The organism is Undibacterium sp. Di26W (genome assembly GCF_049340265.1).
In the GTDB taxonomy this organism is placed as follows: domain Bacteria; phylum Pseudomonadota; class Gammaproteobacteria; order Burkholderiales; family Burkholderiaceae_D; genus Undibacterium.
Map to the genome: position 1 here is coordinate 32,276 of NZ_JBMPOR010000017.1, position 20,242 is coordinate 52,517.

The 20,242-nt window shown below is 50.2% G+C and carries 15 protein-coding genes; 13 read left to right on the top strand and 2 right to left on the bottom strand.

Features of this window, described 5'->3' with window-relative positions; genetic code table 11:
* Window position 1: 1 nt before the first annotated feature.
* Entirely contained in the window at window positions 2–2,314 is a 2,313-nt protein-coding gene (locus tag ACO0LM_RS18760) for a penicillin-binding protein 1A (RefSeq protein WP_423038818.1), read from the bottom strand.
* Between the two features lie 304 nt (window positions 2,315–2,618).
* Between ACO0LM_RS18760 and ACO0LM_RS18765 the strand changes: the two genes are divergently transcribed.
* The 13 genes from ACO0LM_RS18765 (at window position 2,619) to ACO0LM_RS18825 (ending at window position 18,992) form a co-directional block, all read left to right on the top strand.
* The gene (locus ACO0LM_RS18765) at window positions 2,619–3,698 is read left to right on the top strand and encodes a pilus assembly protein PilM (protein WP_423038820.1); all 1,080 of its coding nucleotides are present in this window, start codon (window positions 2,619–2,621) and stop codon (window positions 3,696–3,698) included.
* Complete coding sequence (locus tag ACO0LM_RS18770) at window positions 3,698–4,309, top strand: PilN domain-containing protein (protein ID WP_423038822.1); 612 nt, start codon at window positions 3,698–3,700, stop codon at window positions 4,307–4,309. The genes ACO0LM_RS18765 and ACO0LM_RS18770 overlap by 1 nt, the downstream gene beginning before the upstream one ends.
* A 41-nt stretch (window positions 4,310–4,350) precedes the next feature.
* Window positions 4,351–5,001, top strand: a complete 651-nt coding sequence (locus ACO0LM_RS18775; RefSeq protein WP_423038824.1) for a type 4a pilus biogenesis protein PilO — start codon at window positions 4,351–4,353, stop codon at window positions 4,999–5,001.
* Window positions 4,998–5,537 (top strand): pilus assembly protein PilP, encoded by a 540-nt coding sequence (locus ACO0LM_RS18780; protein ID WP_423038826.1) that lies wholly within the window; start codon window positions 4,998–5,000, stop codon window positions 5,535–5,537. Before ACO0LM_RS18775 ends, ACO0LM_RS18780 begins: the two co-directional genes overlap by 4 nt.
* Before the next feature lie 35 nt (window positions 5,538–5,572).
* Window positions 5,573–7,684 (top strand): type IV pilus secretin PilQ, encoded by a 2,112-nt coding sequence (pilQ, locus tag ACO0LM_RS18785; RefSeq protein ID WP_423038828.1) that lies wholly within the window; start codon window positions 5,573–5,575, stop codon window positions 7,682–7,684.
* A 60-nt stretch (window positions 7,685–7,744) separates the two neighbouring features.
* Complete coding sequence (locus ACO0LM_RS18790; RefSeq protein WP_423038830.1) at window positions 7,745–10,117, top strand: beta strand repeat-containing protein; 2,373 nt, start codon at window positions 7,745–7,747, stop codon at window positions 10,115–10,117.
* A gap of 83 nt (window positions 10,118–10,200) precedes the next feature.
* Window positions 10,201–11,823, top strand: a complete 1,623-nt coding sequence (gene aroKB / locus ACO0LM_RS18795; RefSeq protein WP_423038967.1) for a bifunctional shikimate kinase/3-dehydroquinate synthase AroKB — start codon at window positions 10,201–10,203, stop codon at window positions 11,821–11,823.
* Window positions 11,824–11,860: 37 nt separating this feature from the next.
* Window positions 11,861–13,012 (top strand): deoxyguanosinetriphosphate triphosphohydrolase, encoded by a 1,152-nt coding sequence (locus ACO0LM_RS18800; protein WP_423038832.1) that lies wholly within the window; start codon window positions 11,861–11,863, stop codon window positions 13,010–13,012.
* A gap of 46 nt (window positions 13,013–13,058) precedes the next feature.
* Window positions 13,059–13,760, top strand: coding sequence for a DUF4197 domain-containing protein (locus ACO0LM_RS18805; protein WP_423038834.1), 702 nt, complete (start codon window positions 13,059–13,061; stop codon window positions 13,758–13,760).
* A gap of 352 nt (window positions 13,761–14,112) precedes the next feature.
* Window positions 14,113–15,270 carry an ABC transporter substrate-binding protein gene (locus tag ACO0LM_RS18810; protein WP_423038836.1) on the top strand — a complete coding sequence of 386 codons (1,158 nt, stop codon included), beginning with the start codon at window positions 14,113–14,115 and terminating at the stop codon, window positions 15,268–15,270.
* A 133-nt stretch (window positions 15,271–15,403) separates the two neighbouring features.
* On the top strand, window positions 15,404–16,294 hold the full coding sequence (locus tag ACO0LM_RS18815) for a branched-chain amino acid ABC transporter permease (protein WP_423038838.1): 891 nt from the start codon (window positions 15,404–15,406) through the stop codon (window positions 16,292–16,294).
* A gap of 9 nt (window positions 16,295–16,303) precedes the next feature.
* The gene (locus ACO0LM_RS18820) at window positions 16,304–18,253 is read left to right on the top strand and encodes an ABC transporter permease subunit (RefSeq protein ID WP_423038840.1); all 1,950 of its coding nucleotides are present in this window, start codon (window positions 16,304–16,306) and stop codon (window positions 18,251–18,253) included.
* 10 nt (window positions 18,254–18,263) lie between these two features.
* The gene (locus ACO0LM_RS18825; RefSeq protein WP_423038841.1) at window positions 18,264–18,992 is read left to right on the top strand and encodes an ABC transporter ATP-binding protein; all 729 of its coding nucleotides are present in this window, start codon (window positions 18,264–18,266) and stop codon (window positions 18,990–18,992) included.
* 92 nt (window positions 18,993–19,084) lie between these two features.
* Here the strand turns inward: ACO0LM_RS18825 and ACO0LM_RS18830 are convergent, their stop codons facing one another.
* A complete protein-coding gene (locus tag ACO0LM_RS18830) occupies window positions 19,085–20,179 on the bottom strand; it encodes an enoyl-CoA hydratase/isomerase family protein (RefSeq protein ID WP_423038842.1) in 1,095 nt (364 codons plus the stop codon).
* Window positions 20,180–20,242: the final 63 nt, after the last annotated feature.

Consider the following 20,242-nt stretch of genomic DNA (forward strand, 5'->3'; position numbering starts at 1 on the left):
GTTATTCTTCGATGATAGTCACCGGAGGGGATAGAGTGGTGACGCCGACCCCTGGTGGATTTTCTGCATAGTAGTAATCTCCATCCACCGCAATGATCCCCTTTGGAACCGGCCTTTCTTCTATCGGGAAATCTTTCAGGATTTTCTGCATATACCCTATCCAGATTGGCAGGGCCAGGCCACCGCCGGTTTCCTTGTTACCCAGGTTTCTTGGCTGATCAAAGCCTATCCAGGCGATGCCCACGATCTTGGCCTGGTAGCCAGCGAACCAGGCGTCGAAAGAATCATTCGTGGTACCAGTTTTGCCGGCGATGTCCGGACGTTTCAGTACCAGCGCCTTGGTGGCGGTACCCATTTTGACGACATCCCGCATCATGCTGTCCATCAGGAAGGCATTGCGCTCATCAATCACACGATTATTTTCATCACCGGCCAGGTCGGGGTGGGTCTGCACCAGGATTTTGCCATTGGTGTCGGTGATTTTCGAAATCAGGTAAGGATTGACCTTGTAGCCACCGTTGGCAAACACTGAATAGGCACCAGCCATCTGCAAAGGTGTAACTGCACCGGCACCTAGCGCCAGTGTCAGGTAAGGAGGATTTTTTTCTGGCAGGAAGCCAAAGCGGCTGGTGTATTCCTGACCATATTTCGCACCTATCCTGTGCAGGATGCGGATGGAAATCATGTTCTTGGATTTAGTCAGGCCTTTACGCATGGTCATCGGGCCCTCGTATTTACCATCGTAATTCTTGGGTTCCCACGCCTGGCCACCGGTCTGGCCGGCGTCAAAGCTGATCGGTTCGTCATTGATAATGGTCGATGGCGACAAGCCTTTTTCCAGGGAAGCAGAATAAATGAAAGGCTTGAAGCTGGAGCCAGGTTGACGCCAGGCCTGGGTCACGTGATTGAATTTATTGAGGTTGTAATCAAAACCGCCTACCAGTGCACGAATGGCACCATCGGTGGTATTGGCAGCGACAAAGGCCGACTGTACTTCCGGCATCTGGGTGATGCTCCAGGTCTTGCCATCCAGCATGACACGTACCACGGCACCGCGCTGTATGCGCTTGTTGGCCGGGGTCTTGGTGGACAGTCCGCTAGCAGCGAAGCTTAAGCCGGTATCTTCTATGCGTATTTCTTCACCGGTTGCCAGCACGGCACGCACCAGCTTGGGTGTTGCTTCCAGCACCATGGCAACTTGCAGGTCATCGCTGTCGGTATGGTCGGCCAGTTCTTTTTCTATGGCTTCTTCGGCAGCTTCTTTGCTTTCCGGGATGGTGATAATGGCTTCCGGGCCGCGATAACCGTGGCGTTTTTCATAATCCATGACGCCGCGTCGCAGTGCCAGGTAGGCACTGTCCTGATCTGCCTTGGTGATGGTGGTGTAGACGTTCAGGCCGCGGGTATAGGTTTCTTCCTTGAATTGTTCATAGACCAGTTGGCGTGCCATTTCCGTCACATATTCTGCATGGATGCCAAATTCGCTACTGTCGGTCTTGGTTCTGAGTTCTTCGTTTTTAGCCTGTTCATACTGGGCTTCGGTGATGTAGCCAAGGTTGCGCATCCTTTGCAGGATGTATTGTTGCCTGACCGCTGCACGTTTGGGGTTGGCGACCGGGTTATAGGCAGATGGTGCTTTTGGCAGGCCAGCCAGCATGGCTGCTTCTGCGATGGTGACATCTTTTAAATCCTTGCCAAAGTAAATCTGGGCAGCAGAAGAGAAGCCATAGGCGCGCTGACCGAGGTAGATCTGGTTCATATAGACTTCCAGAATCTGGTCCTTGGTGAGGTTTTGTTCGATTTTCCAGGCCAGCAGAATTTCATAAATCTTGCGCTTGAAGGTCTGTTCGCTGGACAGGAAGAAGTTCCGAGCTACCTGCTGGGTGATGGTGGACGCCCCCTGTTTGGCTCCGCCGGTCAGGTTGTGCACGGCGGCGCGCGTAATACCCATATAGTCAACCCCGCCATGTTCGTAGAAACGGTCGTCTTCAATCGCCAGTACCGCTTTTTTCATGATTTCAGGAATATCCTTGAAGCGCACGACATTGCGCCGTTCTTCGCCGAATTCGCCTATCAACATATTATCCGCAGAAAAAACCCGTAGCGGCATTTTGGGGCGATAGCTGGTAATCGAGTCCAGTTCTGGCAAATTGGGGTAAGCCACAGTCAGGGCAAAACCAATAATTAACACGCCAGCAACTGCCAATCCTAGTAAAAGACCGCCAGTCCCGAGTAAAATGCGGGCAAATAGCTTGCCAACGGTGCGTTTTGGCGGCAACTGTTTATTGTCGGTTTCTTTTTTTTGATCAGGCATATGAGCTAATTGTAAATAAAGCAGCAGACATTATAGCCGCCTTCTATCGGCCTGAGATGGATGCAAATTGAAAGCAAATTTTCATAAAATCATCCACGCCGTGGATATTTGGCAACGTATATGGGTAGTGCTGCGTGGAAATTGCTTTACCAATGTCAGGCTTATTGCTAGGATTTCATGTAAGCTTGGATAATTGTCTCGTAAATAGCGGTTTTTAAAGAGAATTTACTCCAAGAAAGTGAATGATTTGCATATTTTTTTATTGTGCAAATTGAAATAATGAAGTAATCGTGAGGGGATATTCTTGGCTTTAGATCTGGCGTCATTGCTTGGCAGAAAAAATCCACCACTTGTTGGTTTGGATATCAGTTCTCTCGATATCAAACTTGTTGAGCTTTCGGAAGGAAGTAACAAGAGTTATCGGCTGGAGCGCTATGCCTCAGAACCACTGCCCAAAGGGGCCGTGCTGGATGGCAACATCGAGAATATTGAACAAGTCACGGATGCGGTACGCCGCCTCGTGAAGAAGAGTGGTACGTCGGCAAAGCATGTCGCCATGGCGATGCCGGCGTCTGCTGTGATTACCAAAAAAATCATATTGCCTGGCACCCTATCGGAACAGGCACTAGAAGTGCAGGTAGAGTCCGAAGCCAGTCAGTACATACCGTTTTCCATGGATGAAGTCAGTCTGGATTTCTGTGTGCTGGGTCCGGCGGCAAATGCTTCTGATGATGTGGAAGTCATGCTGGCCGCTTCCAGAAAAGAAAAAATTGAAGATCGTGTTGCCGTCATTCAGGCCGCTGCCATGCAGGCCAAAGTCATGGATATCGAATCCTATGCAGCGCGGGCAGCGATTTCGCGTCTGGTATCACAACAGGCGGATGAGGGTAAGGACCAGATTTATGCGGTTTTCCAGATCGGTTCCAAGCGCACGTATATTTTTATCATGCTCAATGGCGATGTCATTTATGAGCGCGAACAGCAATTTGGCGGTAGCCAGCTGACCCAGGACATCGTTCGCAATTATGGTTTGTCGCTGGACGAGGCGGAAGCCAAAAAGAAAAACGGTGACTTGCCAGACAGTTATGAGATGGAGCTGCTGGAACCCTTCCTTGAAAGCGCAGCATTAGAAGTGACGCGTGCCATACAATTTTTCTTCACATCCACGCCCTATACCAGGGTGGACCAGATTTTCCTGACAGGTGGTTGTGCCGTTATCCCCGGCCTGGTGGATATCATTGCCGAACGTACAAAAATCTCTACCGCCGTTATCAGCCCGTTCAAGGGTATGGAGCTGGGATCCGGTGTGAATGAAAAAACCTTGCGTACCGAAGCGCCGGCCTTTATGGTTGCCTGCGGTTTGGCCTTGCGGAGATTTGGCTGATGATAAAGATTAATCTCCTGCCGCACAGGGAAGAAAAGCGGAAACAGCTTAAAAACGATTTTTATACCTTATTGCTGCTGTCCGCCATCGTCGGCGGTTTGATTGTGGTCGTTGTGAGTACCTACTTTGGGCGTCTGCAAGCTGCACAGACCGAGCGCAATGAATTCATCAAGAAAGAAAACGTCAAACTGGATGAGAAGATTGCAGAAATTGCCACCTTGCGCCAGGAAATCGATGCATTGAAGGCGCGTCAGCAAGCGGTTGAGGATTTGCAGGGTGATCGCAATCAGCCGGTGTTCCTGCTGGATGAGTTGGTCAAATTTACGCCTGAAGGCGTGTATTTGCGCTCGCTGAAACAGGAAGGGCAGCGCATCGTCCTGACGGGTTATGCACAGTCCCAGGACCGGGTGGCTGAATATATTCGTGACCTGGGTGGCAGATCGGACTGGATGTACAAGCCTGACTTGGTAGGAATTCACTCGACAGGCATAGGTACCGGACGGGATGCCAAGAAAGTGTACGATTTTACAATTAATGTAGGAATCAAGCGACCCAGGGAGCGTGAAGAATCTGGATCGCAAGCCGCCGAGGGCGGCAATAAAGCCAAGTAGGCTTTGATAGTATTTTTTAGCAATGTTACGGAAAATTGTAAATGGCGATTAACCTGAATGAAATGGGCGAGTCTTTTGGCTCGCAGTTTCGAGACTTAAGTGGACTTCATCCTGGTCTGTGGCCAATTGCGCCCAGACTGGCAACCGCATTTGCGATTCTTGTCGTGGTGTTGGTTCTGGGCTGGTTCTTGCAATGGGATGGTCAACTGGAAGCCATCGATGCGGGCAAGGCCGAAGAAGTTAAACTAAAGAATGATTACAAGCAAAAATTGACGCAGGCAGTGAATCTTGATGCCTTGAAGGATCAGCGGAAACTGGTACTTCAATATGTGGCGACAATGGAAAAGCAATTACCTAGCCAAGCTGAGATGGCGGCTTTGCTGGCCGATATCAACCAGGCAGCAACTGGCCGTGGCTTGCAGTTTGATTCGTTCACGCCTGGCAATGTATTCGTTAAGGATTACTATGCCGAACTGCCTATCGCAATCAAAATTTCCGGCAGTTATCATGATTTGGGACAATTTGTCGCAGATATCGCCAAATTGCCAAGGATTGTGACTTTGAATAACCTGGGAATCACCACCGTGAAAGAGGGGGGGCTTGCTTTGGAGGTCACCGCTAAAACTTTCCGTTATTTGAATAAAGATGAAGTCATAACGCAGGCCAGTTTGAAAAAGGGGCCTAAGAAATGATGAAAACTGCGTTTAGATTACCTCTTATAGTAGCTATGCTTGCTTCGCTGTCAGCCTGTGGCGATAGCGAAGAGATCGAGATCAGAGCCTGGATGGAAGCTGAGAGAAAAGAAATCAAGGTTATTACACCTAAACTGAGTGAGCCCAAAGTGTATGTACCTATTTCTTATGAGGGGAAATCCAGTATCGATCCCTTTGACCCGGCAAAATTACTGGTTGTGCTGGCAAGATTAAAAGCAGAGTCCGCTAATGGTCTCAAGCCTGACATGGAAAGGCGGCGCGAAGCGCTGGAAGGCTTCCCTCTGGACTCCCTGAAAATGGTTGGAACCATAGAGAAAAACAAGGTGATGTATGCCTTGATTCAGGCAGATAAAACGGTTTATCAAGTTAAAGCAGGTGGTTACGTGGGACAGAATTTTGGCAAGATTACGAAAATTGATGAGGACGCCATAGACCTCAAGGAAATTGTTCAGGATGCTGCGGGTGACTGGGTGGAGCGCGAAGCTAAGTTAGAGTTGCAGGAGACCAAGAAATGAATGCGTTGATAAATACAAGTATAAGGGGCGCCACGATGATGCGATTTATTTTTTTGGTAATGCTGGCGTTTTGCCAATCCGCTTTTGCGCAAATTAATTCTATCGAGTCGGTTACTGCCAACCAACAAGGCTCCAATGTCATCGTCAAAATTGGTTTCAAAAGCACTTTATTGAAAGCGCCAGTCGGCTTTTCCATTTCCAGCCCGGCCAGGATTGCGCTGGATTTTGCTGATATCACCAACAGTACCGGCAAGACCGCTTTCGACATCAATATCGCTGACCTGCGCAGCATTAATCTGATTGAAGCCAGTGGCCGTTCGCGCCTGGTGTTCAACATGAACAAAGCCTTGAACTATGCAACGGTGATCGAAGGCAATGCATTGATCATCACCATTGATGGTTCTGGTGGGATTGCAACAGCAGTCAATTCCCAGGGCTTGCCAGCTACGCCTGACACATCAATCGCGGGTAAAAAGAATCTCAGGGATATTGATTTCCGTCGTGGCGTAGGGGGTGAAGGGCGGGTCATCATTGATTTGCCGTTTAATCAGGTCGCGGTGGATATTCGCCAGCAAGGCCAGAAAATCGTCGTTGATTTCCTCAAGGTTGGTTTGCCAGAAGTGCTCAGAAAGAGTGTGGATGTGGCTGACTTTGGTACGCCCGTCCAAAAAATTACGACCACCGCGGATGGCGAAAATGTGCACATGGTGATTGAGCCTAGCGGTTTGTGGGAACACAGTGCCTACCAGAGCGATACGCAATTCGTGGTGGAAGTGAAGCCTATCAAGGAAGATCCGAATAAACTGACCCAGGGTACTCAGGGTTATCGTGGTGAAAGATTGTCATTCAACTTCCAGAATATTGAAGTGCGGGCGATTTTGCAGATCATTGCTGAAGTCAGTAACCTGAATATTATTGCCAGTGATACTGTCAACGGTACCATTACCCTGCGCCTCAAAGATGTGCCATGGGATCATGCACTCGATATCATCATGCAGTCCAAAGGTCTGGATATGCGTAAAAACGGTTCAGTTATCTGGATTGCGCCGAAAGATGAATTGCTGACCAAAGAAAAACTGGAACTGGAACAAAAAGCGCAAATTGCTGACCTGGAACCTTTGAAAACAGAAGCTTTCCAGTTGAACTACCAGAAAGCAGAAGCGTTCAAATTGGTATTTGGTGCCGATGGTGCTAGCTCCAACCGTATTTTGTCCAAACGTGGCAGCGCAGTGATAGAGCCACGTACCAATCAACTGTTTGTTACCGATATCGCATCCAAACTGGAAGAAATCCGTAAATTGATACAGAAGACGGATATTGCTTCCAAACAGGTGCTGATTGAGGCCAGGATTGTTGAAGCAGATGATAAATTCAGTAAAACCCTTGGTGCAAAATTGGGTTTCACTGATTTGCGTGGTGTACGTGGTGGTGATGTTGGTTATCAGTTGTCGGGTGATCAGCGGGCTGCCCTTACCGGTAATTACCTGGGTATTGGTGAGCAGACTGGTCAGGCAAAAATAACGGATTCCAGCTATATTCCGAACTCACAGTTCGTGAGCTTGCCGGCGACTGGTATCAATGGTTTGAATCCAGGCAGCCTGGCGGTGAGTCTGTTCTCTTCTGCTGCCAACCGTTTCCTGAATCTGGAATTGTCCGCCTTGGAAGCAGATGGCAAAGGCAAGATCATCTCCAGCCCTAGGGTAGTCACTGCTGATCAGCTTAAGGCCTCGATAGAACAAGGTACAGAATTGCCTTATCAGATCGCTACATCCAGTGGCGCGACGGCAATTGTGTTCCGTACTGCCAGCCTGAGACTGGAAGTGACACCACAAATCACGCCAGACGGTAATGTGATTTTGGATGTCAATGTCCATAAAGATAGCGTCGGTATTGAAACCAGGGCTGGCTTTGCAATCGACAAGAAAGAAGTAAAAACGATGGTTTTGGTGGAAAACGGAGGCACCGTTGTACTTGGTGGTATATTCCAGCAGAACGAACGTGATAGTGTTACGAAAGTACCATTCTTTGGCGATCTTCCATTATTTGGGAATTTATTCAAGACAACTGGCCGTACTAACGATAAAACAGAATTGCTAATATTCATTACGCCAAAAATTATTGCTGAAAAATTCAATAACAAGCAATAATTGCTAATGTATACAGCTGCTAGTACCAATTTTACGAATTTGTTTAACTATAGGTGTTTCATGATGAAGTTTATTCGCGAAGTATTCGCATTATTACTGCTGGTCGGCCTGGCGGCTTGTGGTGGTGGCGGTGGTTCACCCGGCAATACAAACGGGACCGCATTGTTTACTACTGCACCTTCTGCCTTGGTAATTGCGCCCAATGAAACGCGCACCTATAACATAGGCGGTGGCGTACCTTCTTACACGGCAACCAGTAATTCTTCCGCCGTAACGGTTACTGTCAGTGGAACCACTTTGACGATCAAAGGCGGCGCCGGCGGCAAAGCTACGGTTGCCGTCAAGGATGGAGCGGGAGCCACAGTCAGTATTGACGTGACAATTGGTAGTGGTGTGGACTTGTTCACGTCGGCACCGTCTTCGGGCATCGTGGTAGGCGTAGGCGAGGGCTCAGCTACTTATACTATCGGCGGTGGTAGCCTGGTTTATAGCGCCACCAGTAACAATACGTCGATTGCTGTCGTCACGCTCAACAATAATGCTTTTATAGTGACCGGTGTTAGTGGTGGTAAAACGACAGTAACCATCAAAGACAGCGTTGGTGCCCTGGTTGAAATTCCAATTGTGGTTGGTTCGGTCGATCCATTATTCACTACTGCAGCCGGTTCCATTAATGTGGGCGTGGGTGCTGCGGCAACCTACAAAGTAGGTGGCGGTAATGGACCGTATTCTGTAGGCAGCAGTAACAATGCTGTCGGTACCGCTTCCATCTCGGGAACAACCCTGACTATTACTGGTGCTTCAGTCGGCACGACCAGTGTGATCGTCAGAGATGCCTCTATTGGCACTGTCACTATCAACGTGACTGTTGGCTCGACCGCTCCATTATTTACTTCTGCCCCTGCAGCACTGACAGTTGGTATCGGTACATCGAGCCCCACTTTCACAATTGGTGGTGGTAGTCAGATTTACTCTGCGTCCAGTGGTAATACACAGATTGCAACCGTAGGTATCAATGGCAATAAATTTGTGATCAGCGGCGTTACTCCTGGAAGCACCATCGTAACCATCAAAGATAGTCTGGGTGCTCCAGTCAATATCGCTGTAACAGTCGGTTCGGGCGCAACTTTCTATACGACTGCGCCTACCTTGCTGACCCTTGCCGTTGGTGGCAGCAATACCTATGTTCTTGGTGGAGGCAGTGCACCATTTACTGCTACCAGCAGCAATACCAGTGTGGTAACCGCCTCTGTTTCAGGTACGAATGTGGTTATTAACGGTATTATCCCTGGCAGCGCAAATGTGATTTTGCGCGAAGCTGGCGGCGGTATTCTCAATGTTGCCGTGACAGTTGGTAGTGGTGCAGTGAACGGTGTGTTTACTACTGCTCCGGCAGCCGTCACGATTGCTGTTGGGGCATCGCCAACTTATCAAATTGGTGGTGGCACCGGGCCTTACACTGCAGCTAGCAGTAATGTAGCGATAGCAACTGCTTCGGTAAGCGGCACAACATTGACACTTACTGGTGTTGCAACGGGCAATGCCATTATTCAGGTCAAGGATGCATCGGGCAGCCCAGTTTCAATTTCAGTCAATGTAGGTTCAGGTGCAGCAGTTGCGCTTTATACCTCTGCCCCGGCCAATCTGACCTTGTCGATCGGTGCAGCGCCGGTGTATACAATTGGCGGTGGTACAGGTCCTTATACCGCAGCGACCAGTGATTCCAGAATTGTCACGACCTTAGTCAGTGGTACTGCGCTGACACTGACAGGTGTTACTGCTGGTTCAGCCGTCATTTCTGTGGTCGATAGTGTCGGTACAAGAGTTCCGATCAATGTCAGTGTGATTGGTACTACCAGCGCAACACTGGCAGTGACACCAACTGCCAGTACAGGTTATGTTGGCGACTTGCTGGCTTTCCGCATTGATGGCGGTGCAGCACCTTACACCATCACTTCAAATAACCAATCTATTGCCAGCGTGGCCAATGGTACGGTGTCAGCCAGTGGTGGTATCTTTAATGTGAGTCTGGCGAAAGCCGGTGGCACAACACTGGTTGTTGCAGATGCTTCAGGTAACACCAGTTTGGTAACAATCACTGTCGCCGCACCGGTGTCAACTCTGTCTATCAGCCCTGTTGTATTCAATATCAATGAAACGAATGTTGCGACGATTAGTTTGAATATTTCAGGTGGTAATGCACCATTCCAGGTATTCACCAGCAGCGCCTTGTTGTCTTCTGTTTCAGGCAATAGTCCAGATCCATTGAATCCTTTGAGCTTCAATGGCCGGGTTGTCAGTGTTGCCCTTGGTACTCAGGGTACACGTTGCGTCGCCGCGGATACACCTGTGACGATCACTGTCAAGGATTCTCAGAACGTCACGGCCACAAGCACGATGACGATCTTGAATCTTGCTGTTGGCGGTTGCTGATGATGAAATATTAGTCTGGCAAGTTTATTGTGATGTGTATGAAATAAGAAATAGTGTCGACTAATATTTTTCTAGTAGGCCTGATGGGCTCCGGCAAAACTACGGTTGGCCGGGCCCTGGCAAAAAAACTTAATAAGCGATTCATTGATTCTGATCACGAAGTAGAGGCGCGTACTGGTGTCTCTATTCCCGTGATATTCGAGATCGAGGGCGAGGCCAGTTTCCGTCAGCGTGAAGCGGATGCTATCCGTGATTTGACGGCACAGGAAAATATCGTTTTGGCTACAGGTGGCGGTGCCGTGTTAAATGCAGAAAGCAGGAAGTTTTTGCATGAGCGCGGCACCGTTATTTATTTGCGTGCGGGGATACAAAGCATATTGCAACGTACCCGGCATGACAAGAACCGGCCTTTATTGCGTACCGGTGACCCCCGCAAAAAGCTGGAAGAGTTAGAATCCCAGCGTGACCCCTTATATCAGGAAGTTGCCCATCTGGTGGTTGAAACCGGACGGCCCAATGTCCAATTTTTAGTACAGTCCATACTGGATAAATTGCCGCAACAATTCGGCAGTGAGACGGATGGTAGTACAAAGCAAACTATGTCTCCCGAAAATAATTCCTCAAGCACGGTCTTGAATGTCGATTTAGGCGAGCGCAGCTATCCCATTTCCATCGGTTCTTCCCTGTTGTCTGATAGCCAGTTCCTGCAATCCCAGATCAAGGGCAAGCGCATTGTCATCGTAACGAATACCGTTGTCGCCCCCATTTATCTGGCCGCACTGGAAGCAAGTCTGCGCGCCGCTGGCAAGGATGTGGTTTCCGTTGTGTTACCTGATGGTGAAGAACAGAAAAACTGGGCCAGCCTGATGCTTATTTTTAATGCTCTGCTGGAACAGAAATGTGACAGAAAAACCACCTTGCTGGCGTTGGGCGGTGGTGTGATTGGTGACATGACCGGCTTCGCCGCTTCTGCCTACATGCGTGGTGTACCGTTTATCCAGGTGCCGACTACTTTGTTGTCACAAGTCGATTCTTCTGTCGGCGGCAAGACGGGTATCAATCACCCGCTGGGCAAGAATATGATAGGCGCGTTTTACCAGCCGCAGGCAGTGATTGCCGATATTGCTACCCTGCAAACCCTGCCGGACAAGGAGTTGTCGGCCGGTCTGGCAGAAGTGATCAAGCACGGTGCGATTATCGATGCTGCCTTTTTTGACTGGATAGAAGCCAATATGGCCGCCTTGCGTGCCAAAGACGCCGAGGCTTTGACGTATGCCATTTTGCGCTCATGCGAAATCAAGGCCGATGTCGTACGCCAGGATGAACGCGAAGGCGGCTTGCGCGCGATTTTGAATTTTGGTCATACCTTTGGGCATGCCATAGAGTCTGGCCTGGGCTACGGCAAATGGTTGCATGGCGAAGCCGTAGGCTGTGGCATGGTGATGGCCGCAGACTTGTCCTGCCGCCTTGGGTATATGGACTACGTCAGCAAGACCCGCATCAAGCAACTGGTAGAAGCAGCAGGTTTGCCTGTTGTTGCCCCAGATCTGGGAGAAGAACGTTGGCTGGAATTGATGGAAGTGGACAAGAAAAACGAAGGCGGCAAGATCAAGTTCATCTTGTTGAAACCCTTGGGGCAGGCTGTGATTACGACCGTTCCTCAGGATATCCTGCTACAAACCCTGCGTAGCTGTATTTCTCACTGACGATCATGCTCATTGACGACTATGCTCATTGACAACTATGTTTTCTGACACTCACCTCGCTCCCTATGCTGCACAATCTGCCAGCACGCGGGGGCGACGTCACGCTGAAGAGGCATCTTCTTCACGCAGTGAATATCAGCGTGACCGTGATCGCATCATCCATTGCACCGCCTTTCGCCGTCTTGAGTACAAAACCCAGGTCTTCGTCAATCATGAAGGCGATTTATTTCGCAACCGCCTGACCCACAGTCTGGAAGTAGCCCAGATAGGACGTTCCATTGCCCGCAATCTGCGCCTGAATGAAGATCTGGTCGAAGCCATTTCGCTGGCGCATGATCTGGGGCATACTCCTTTCGGGCATGCGGGCCAGGATGCCCTGAACGCCTGCATGAAGGCATTTGGCGGGTTTGAACATAACCTGCAAAGCCTGCGGGTGGTCGATCAGCTGGAAGAGCGCTATGGCGCATTTGATGGCTTGAATCTGACTTTCGAGACCCGCGAGGGCATACTCAAGCATTGCTCCATCACCAATGCCAGATTACTGGGCGATGTCGGCCTGCGTTTTATCGAAAAGAAAAGACCCAGCCTGGAAGCACAGGTAACCAACCTGGCCGATGCCATCGCCTATAATAATCATGACATCGACGATGGCTTGCGCTCCGGTTTGCTGCAGGAAACGCAATTGATGGACCTGGATATTTATGCCCGCCACCGTGCGGTTGTGGATGCCAGCTACCCCGGCATCAATGGACGGCGGGCGATTGCTGAAACCATACGGCGCATGATCAATACCCTCATCGTCGATCTGATACAGACCTCAGCACAAAAAATTCGCGAGTGTGCACCAGCCAGTGTCGATGATGTGCGTGAGATGGAAAGAATGATTGCGTTTTCCGAGCCCATGTACCAAGAAGCACAGGCACTCAAGCAATTCCTGTTTGAAAACCTGTACCGGCATTATCAGGTTAATCGCATGACTTTCAAGGCCAGACGGACTATCAGTGAATTGTTTGGAGCCTTGTTCCAGGAACCGAATCTGTTGCCGCCTGATTATCAGGTAAAACAGATACAGCCTGAAGAAGAACACCTGCCATTACAGGTAAGAAAAATTGCAGACTATATTGCCGGCATGACAGATCGTTATGCCATGCGCGAGCACCGCCGTTTGTTCATGGTGGATGAAATTTGAATCTGAAACCGGGCTATCATAGCCCCTTTTTTATTTTGGAAAAAACATGTCCTCCCTCTCTTCTTTGTGTGCCCGCCTTGTATTCACCATTGCCGTAGCCGGTAGTGCCGGGGCGGCCTACGCGCTGTCATTGGCAGATTTAAGTAATCAGGATGCCAGTACCGGCCTGAAAGCTGCGCTGGACAAAGGCTCGGCGGCGGCAGTCAGCAAGCTGGGTGTGGAAAACGGTTTTCTGAACAATGACAAAGTCAAAATTCAATTGCCTTCGATATTGGAAAAAGCCCGCCCCATCTTGCAGATGACAGGCAAGGGACAACAACTCGATGAACTGGTGGTATCCATGAACCGCGCTGCCGAAGCCGCCGTGCCGATGGCCAAACCCTTGCTGGTGAACGCAGTCAAGTCCATGTCGCTGACTGACGCTAAAAATATCCTGACTGGTGGCGAGACTTCCGTGACAGATTTCTTCAAGGAAAAAACCGCGACTCCTCTGAGTGCCAAATTTTTGCCCATGGTCAAAGGTGTGACGGACAAGGCAGGCTTGTCGGCCAAATACAATAGCATCATGGGACAGGCACAGAAATTCGGTGCCGTTTCCCAGCAAGAAGCGACGGTAGAAGGCTATGTCACCCAGAAAGCCATGGATGGCCTGTTCCTGATGATTGCCGAAGAAGAAAAAGCCATACGCAAGGACCCGATTGGTGCAGGCAGCAAGGCGATCAGCAAAGTGTTCAGTTTGCTCAAGTAATCGACTGCCTGCTGATGTTGCTGAGGCTTATGTTGCTTACGCAATAGACATGCAATGAATAGATGAAAGAAATTCACCTGATGCATGAAAAAAATTCTTTAACCAAGAATTTTTTCACGAAAGAAAGCCGTTCAAAAAATGCAACAGCGCCCGGCAAGCCTTGCTACATAAGGCTTGCCGGGGGATGCTGAATTTTATTCCGCAGCGACTGGCGGTTTGATGCCCGGATGTTGCGTAGTTTTACTTAAGTAGCGTAATTTTCAACATGTTGATCACTTCCTGCTAACTTGGCACGGTAATTCATTAATTCCGTTTTTGAACTACCAACCAAAAAATAATTCAGGAGACCAGCATGTCCTATAAAATCCAATCCCTAGTTGCGTCCGCGTTGTTGAGCTGGGTGGCTGTTGCCCATGCAGCAGACCCGATCAAAATCGGCGTTGCCGGCCCATTTACCGGTGGCTCTGCACCAATGGGTGTATCGATGCGTGACGGCGTCAGACTGGCTGTCAGCGAAATCAATGCCAAAGGCGGTGTCCTTGGCCGTCAGTTGCAATTGATAGAGCGCGATGACGAAGCCAAAAATGAGCGTGGTGTACAGGTTGCACAAGAGCTTATCAATAAAGAAAAAGTATCTGCTACTGTCGGTTATATCAACACTGGTGTGGCACTTGCTTCCCAGCGCTTTTATCAGGAAGCCAAAATCCCGGTATTGAATAATGTGGCGACAGGCAGCATAGTCACCAAGCAATTTCTCGCGCCTGAACACAAGGACAACTACATTTTCCGTACCGCCGCCAGTGACACCATACAGTCGGCAATGATTGTTGACGAAGCCATTACTAAAAACAAATTCACAAAAGTCGCCATCCTTGCGGACTCCACCAATTATGGCCAGCTTGGCCGTGAAGACCTGGAAAAAGTATTGAACGCAAAAGGCATCAAGCCAGTCGCGGTAGAAAAATTCAATATCAAAGATGTGGACATGACGGCTCAGTTGCTAAAGGCCAAACAAGGCGGTGCGCAAGTTATCCTGACCTATGGTATCGGCCCTGAACTGGCGCAGATTGCCAACGGCATGGAAAAACTCGGCTGGAAAGTGCCGATGATAGGTAGCTGGACACTGTCCATGGGTAACTTCCTCGACAATGCCGGTAAGAATGGCGATGGCGCGATGATGCCGCAAACTTTTATTCAAGACCCGAATACAGCTAAGCGCAAAGCCTTTATCGAAGCTTACCAAAAGGCATATAAATTGGAACGCATGCCGTCTGCCGTTTCTGCAGCGCAGGGCTATGATTCGATTTATCTGCTGGCAGCGGCATTCAAACAGGCTGGCAGTACAGATGGGGTGAAAGTGCGTGAAGCGCTGGAAAACCTGAATGAAAAAGTCGAAGGTGTGGTTACCACTTACAACAAACCTTTCACGCATGATGATCATGAAGCCATCAAGCCAGGCATTCCTGTCATGGGTGAAGCCAAGGGTGGTCATATTGTTCTTGCCAAATAAGGCATAGGCGCACTCTGTAGCTAAATGGTCAGTTCCACTCCGGGGCTGGCCTTTTTTTCAGTCTGTCAGTTTGTACACTGGCCCGGGTTGATCCCGGGCCGGCTGGCGAACTGCACTCCATTGGATGGAAAAAATGGAAATCTTACTTCAACTTGTTTTCAGCGGTATTGCCCTGGGGATGATCTACGCGGTCATCGCCTTTGGCTACCAGCTGACATTTGCCACATCAGGCACGCTCAATTTCGGTCAGGGTGAAGCGTTGATGCTGGGGGCCCTGGTTGGTCTCAGCGTAGTTGGCAACGTGCACGGTGGCCCGTATATGAATTACTGGCTGATGATACCCATTGTCATCGTTTTCGGTGCCTTGCAGGGTATGTTTGTGGAATGGATAGGTGTACGTCCCGCCATCAAGATCAAATCCGAATTTGGCTGGATCATGTCCACCATTGCGCTTGCCATTATTTTTAAAAATGTCGCAGAAAATATCTGGGGTAAGGACGACCTGACCTTTCCTTCGCCTTTGTCGGCAGCACCGTTCCAGATATTTGGCGCCAATGTACAACTGATGCAAGTGGTAGTGGTACTGGGGGCGCTGGCAATGATGTTGGCGGTGGAATTTTTCAATCGCAAATCCATCTACGGCAAGGCAGTAGTCGCTACCTCGAATGACAGGGACGCTGCCGGCCTGATGGGTATCAATACCAGCATGGTCATTACCTTTTCCTACGCATTGTCATCGGCTACAGCGGCTTTTGCCGGTGTGCTGGTCGCACCGCTGACACTGACTGGTGCCACCATGGGTTCCGCCCTTGGCCTGAAGGCATTTGCGGTGGCGATTATCGGTGGTTTGACATCTGGTGTTGGCGCTATCGTTGGTGGACTGATATTGGGCATTGCGGAAACCACGACCGGTTTTTATATCTCGACTGGGTACAAGGAAGTGCCTGGCCTGGTATTGCTGTTGCTGGTATTGGCGATCAAACCGGCAGGTCTGTTCGGCAAAGCTGCCATCAAGAAAGTATGAGGCCTTATCATGAATAAAAAGACCCTGCTCGTTTCTATTGTCGGGATTGCTGCACTGGGTCTGTTCCCGGTTGTCATGCACAATCCTTACTATCTGCACCTGGTTGAAACCATACTCATCTATGCCATCTTATTGTTTGGTCTCGATATTGTGGTTGGTTATACCGGCCAGGTATCACTCGGCCACGCCGGCCTGTTTGGCATAGGTTCCTATACTACCGGTGTGTTGGTGTTTAAACTGGGTTTGCCATTCCTGGTGGCTGTGCCCTGCAGTATCGCCGTGGCAGCGCTGTTTGGTGCCTTGCTGGCCCTGCCTGCATTGCGCGTGACCGGCCCTTACCTGGCCATGGTGACATTGGCGTTTGGTACCATCATCACCATCCTGATCAATGAGATGACTTTCCTGACCGAAGGCCCCATGGGCATCAAGCTGACCAAGCCTGTGGTGTTCGGCCACAAGTTCACCGAGGTGGAATATTACTACGTCGTCGCGGCGATGATGGTGCTGGCGCTGATTGTGGTCCATCGTATTTTGCGCTCACACCTGGGCCGGGCATTTCAGGCTTTGCGTGACAGTCCGATTGCTTCTGACTGTATGGGGGTGTCGGTGTATCGCTACAAGGTAATTGCCTTCGTCATCAGCGCTGCTCTTGCGGGGCTGGCGGGAAGTTTGTATGCGTATTCAGAAGAATATATTTCACCGAATACCTATAACTTTGAACTGACCATCATGTTCTTGCTGGCAGTTATCATGGGGGGGCGTAAAACGCGTAGCGGTGCCTTGCTGGGTGCCCTGATCGTGGTCATGCTGCCATCGCTGCTGGCTGACATCGAACTGTTCCGCAAAATCGCCAGCGTGGCCGCTGTCATTGCGGTGCTTGCAGGTGGTGCAGCGATTGCCAAGCAGCGCAAGACCGTACGCGAAATGCTGGTGCCGGTAGGTGCAACGGTGGCCATGGCCCTGTTTTCCTACAAGCTGGAAAACATTACAGACTGGCGTTTGACCATTTTTGGTTTGATGACCCTGTTCGTCGTGTATTACCTGCAGGATGGCATCGTCGGGTTCGCCAACAGCCTGCTAGGGAAAGGCGCACGCCATGTGGAACTGGATGCTGCCACAGTCAAAGCCAGTCACGATCTGGCCATCATGAAGGCCAGTGAAGCCAGGGTCGGTGTTTTGCTGACTGCCAGAAAAGTGCTGATGCAGTTTGGTGGCTTGAAGGCATTGAACCAGGTTGACCTGCAAATTACCAAAGGCACGGTGCATGGCCTGATTGGCCCGAACGGTTCTGGCAAGAGCACCATGATGAATGTGCTGACCGGTATCTATCAACCCACCGACGGTGTGGTGGAATTTGGTGGTCATGTCATATCCGGCAATACCCCTTCGGCAATTGCGCTTGGCGGCGTGGCCCGTACTTTCCAGAACGTGCAGTTGTTTGGTGAAATGACCGCGACTGAAAATATCCTGGTTGGTCTGCACAATACCTTCCGCAGCAACGTGCTGGATGTCATGCTGAATACGCCGCGTTATCAGCGTGAAGAACGTCAGGCCCGCGAGCGCGCTGCCAGCCTGCTGCATTTTGTCGGCCTTGCTGACCTGGCAAATGAAGAGGCGCGCAATCTGCCTTATGGCAAACAGCGTTTGCTGGAAATAGGACGTGCTCTCGGCTTGAATCCGCAATTGCTATTGCTGGATGAACCTGCTGCCGGCCTGACCGCGCCTGATATCAAGGAACTGATAGCCATCATTCACAAAATACGTGAACACGGCATTACCATCATCCTGATTGAACATCATATGGATGTGGTCATGTCGATCTGCGATATCGTGACCGTGCTTGATTTCGGCCAGAAAATCGCTGAAGGCAAACCGGCTGCCGTACAGGCTGACCCCAAAGTGATAGAAGCTTATCTTGGTGGCAGTGTGTCAGATACCGCCGACATCGTCGCTGCATAAGGAGAACATCATGTTGAGCATTTCAAATTTACATGCAGCTTATGGCAAGGTCGAAGTCTTGCATGGCATTTCTCTGGAAGTACCTAAGGGAAAGGTAGTGACCCTGATAGGATCAAACGGCGCCGGAAAAACCACGACCATGCGCGCCATTTCTGGCATGCTGAAACCGAAAGAAGGTTCTGTTGTGTTGGCCGGCAAGGATGTGACAGGGATGGATTCTCACAAGATCGCACGTGCTGGCCTGGCCCATTCACCGGAAGGTCGGCGCGTATTTGCCACCATGTCGGTGACCGACAATCTGTTGCTGGGTGCCTTCCCGCGTTTTACCCGTAGCCGCCCGCGTGGCGACATAGAAACTGACCTGCAAAAAGCCATGGACTTGTTCCCGCGTTTGAAAGAACGTCGTAATCAGTTGGCCGGTACCCTGTCTGGTGGTGAACAGCAGATGCTGGCGATGGCCAGGGCGGTGATGCTGAATCCGGATGTCGTCCTGCTGGATGAACCTTCCATGGGGCTGGCACCGATACTGGTGGATGAAGTCTTTCGCATTATCGTGCGGCTGAAAGAGCAGGGCATTACCATGCTGCTGGTGGAACAATTTGCCGCGGCCGCTTTGGCGGTGGCAGATTATGGTTATGTGCTGGAAAACGGGCGCATTTCAGTTCATGGGCCAGCAGCCAATCTACAAAATGATCCGGCTGTGAAAGCGGCTTATCTGGGTGGTGGCGCGCATCATTGATGCGATAACAATCAGTTGGACATTAGATGGACAAAAGGGAGGCATTGCTTCCCTTTTTAATTTGGCCTGATATTCTGTCTGACTTGTTTTATCTAGTCTTTCAAGTGTCGCAAAGGATGCGCATGAGCTGGCCATGCTTCTGCGAAGAAGCCTGTCACTTGTTCCGTCGTCACCTCCGTCAGCGTACCGGGTGACCAGCGTGGCGTATTGTCTTTGTCAACGACTAGCGCACGCACACCTTCCAGCACTTCGCCGTGTTTGAAGCAATGGCGCACCATGTTTCTTTCCATGCGCAGGCAATCGGATACGGTCATGCTGGCGCTGCGTCGTAGTTGTTCCAGCGTGACGGACATCAGTAAGGGGGAACGTTTTTGCATGATGGCAAATGCTTGCTGTGCAAAATCAGATGCATCTTGCTGCAAGTTGTTGCTGATCTTGATTGCGCTGTTTCCGCTGAACAGGGCATCAATACTTGATCTGTTTGCTGCCAGCTTGCCGGTGCCAGGGAGTGCCTGATCTGCAAAAGGAGCAGCAAATTCGCGGATTGCCGCTCGCACATCCGTGGCGGTATTTTGCCCCAGAAGATGCATCAAGGCGGGCAGTTCTGATGTCGGTATAAATACATCGGCCAGCCCTGCATACAATGCATCTGCTGCGTTGATCATTTCACCGGTCAAGCCCAAGTAGGTACCGATTTGCCCCGGTGCACGCGACAGGAAATAACCTCCCCCCACGTCCGGGAACAGGCCGATATTCACTTCCGGCATCGCCATCTTGGTACGTTCCGTGACAATGCGCAGACGGCAGTCATTGCCTGCCTGGGCAATGCCCATACCACCACCCATGACTACTCCATTCATCAGCGCGATATAGGGCTTGGGGTAAAAATGGATTAAATGATTTAATGCATATTCTTCAGTAAAAAAGTCTTCCAACAGGGCAGAGTCTCCCATTGGTGTCGCGGTACCCACGTCATAAAAGAAACGTATATCGCCCCCTGCACAAAAAGCCTTTTCGCTACTGCCGTGAATGAACACAGCACGTACATTTACATCGTCTTGCCAACCCAGCAAAGTCGTGGTGAGCGCACGCACCATCTCCAGCGACAATGAGTTCAGCGCCTTGGGCCGGTCCAGGGTGATATAGCCTATGTTGTTCTTGACAGAAGTGAGGACAAATTCGCTCATGGTGATTGGCTATGCAGTAGAGAATGAAGCTGCTATTTTAGCTTTGTCAGCGATGCACGTCAC

What these genes read in the sequence shown, in the direction of transcription:
- ACO0LM_RS18760 (WP_423038818.1), bottom strand. Translation starts at nt 2,314, where the DNA reads ATGCCTGATCAAAAAAAAGAAACCGACAATAAACAGTTGCCGCCAAAA.
- ACO0LM_RS18770 (WP_423038822.1), top strand. Translation starts at nt 3,698, where the DNA reads ATGATAAAGATTAATCTCCTGCCGCACAGGGAAGAAAAGCGGAAACAG.
- ACO0LM_RS18775 (WP_423038824.1), top strand. Translation starts at nt 4,351, where the DNA reads ATGGCGATTAACCTGAATGAAATGGGCGAGTCTTTTGGCTCGCAGTTT.
- ACO0LM_RS18780 (WP_423038826.1), top strand. Translation starts at nt 4,998, where the DNA reads ATGATGAAAACTGCGTTTAGATTACCTCTTATAGTAGCTATGCTTGCT.
- pilQ (WP_423038828.1), top strand. Translation starts at nt 5,573, where the DNA reads ATGATGCGATTTATTTTTTTGGTAATGCTGGCGTTTTGCCAATCCGCT.
- ACO0LM_RS18790 (WP_423038830.1), top strand. Translation starts at nt 7,745, where the DNA reads ATGATGAAGTTTATTCGCGAAGTATTCGCATTATTACTGCTGGTCGGC.
- aroKB (WP_423038967.1), top strand. Translation starts at nt 10,201, where the DNA reads ATGGGCTCCGGCAAAACTACGGTTGGCCGGGCCCTGGCAAAAAAACTT.
- ACO0LM_RS18800 (WP_423038832.1), top strand. Translation starts at nt 11,861, where the DNA reads ATGTTTTCTGACACTCACCTCGCTCCCTATGCTGCACAATCTGCCAGC.
- ACO0LM_RS18805 (WP_423038834.1), top strand. Translation starts at nt 13,059, where the DNA reads ATGTCCTCCCTCTCTTCTTTGTGTGCCCGCCTTGTATTCACCATTGCC.
- ACO0LM_RS18810 (WP_423038836.1), top strand. Translation starts at nt 14,113, where the DNA reads ATGTCCTATAAAATCCAATCCCTAGTTGCGTCCGCGTTGTTGAGCTGG.
- ACO0LM_RS18815 (WP_423038838.1), top strand. Translation starts at nt 15,404, where the DNA reads ATGGAAATCTTACTTCAACTTGTTTTCAGCGGTATTGCCCTGGGGATG.
- ACO0LM_RS18820 (WP_423038840.1), top strand. Translation starts at nt 16,304, where the DNA reads ATGAATAAAAAGACCCTGCTCGTTTCTATTGTCGGGATTGCTGCACTG.
- ACO0LM_RS18825 (WP_423038841.1), top strand. Translation starts at nt 18,264, where the DNA reads ATGTTGAGCATTTCAAATTTACATGCAGCTTATGGCAAGGTCGAAGTC.
- ACO0LM_RS18830 (WP_423038842.1), bottom strand. Translation starts at nt 20,179, where the DNA reads ATGAGCGAATTTGTCCTCACTTCTGTCAAGAACAACATAGGCTATATC.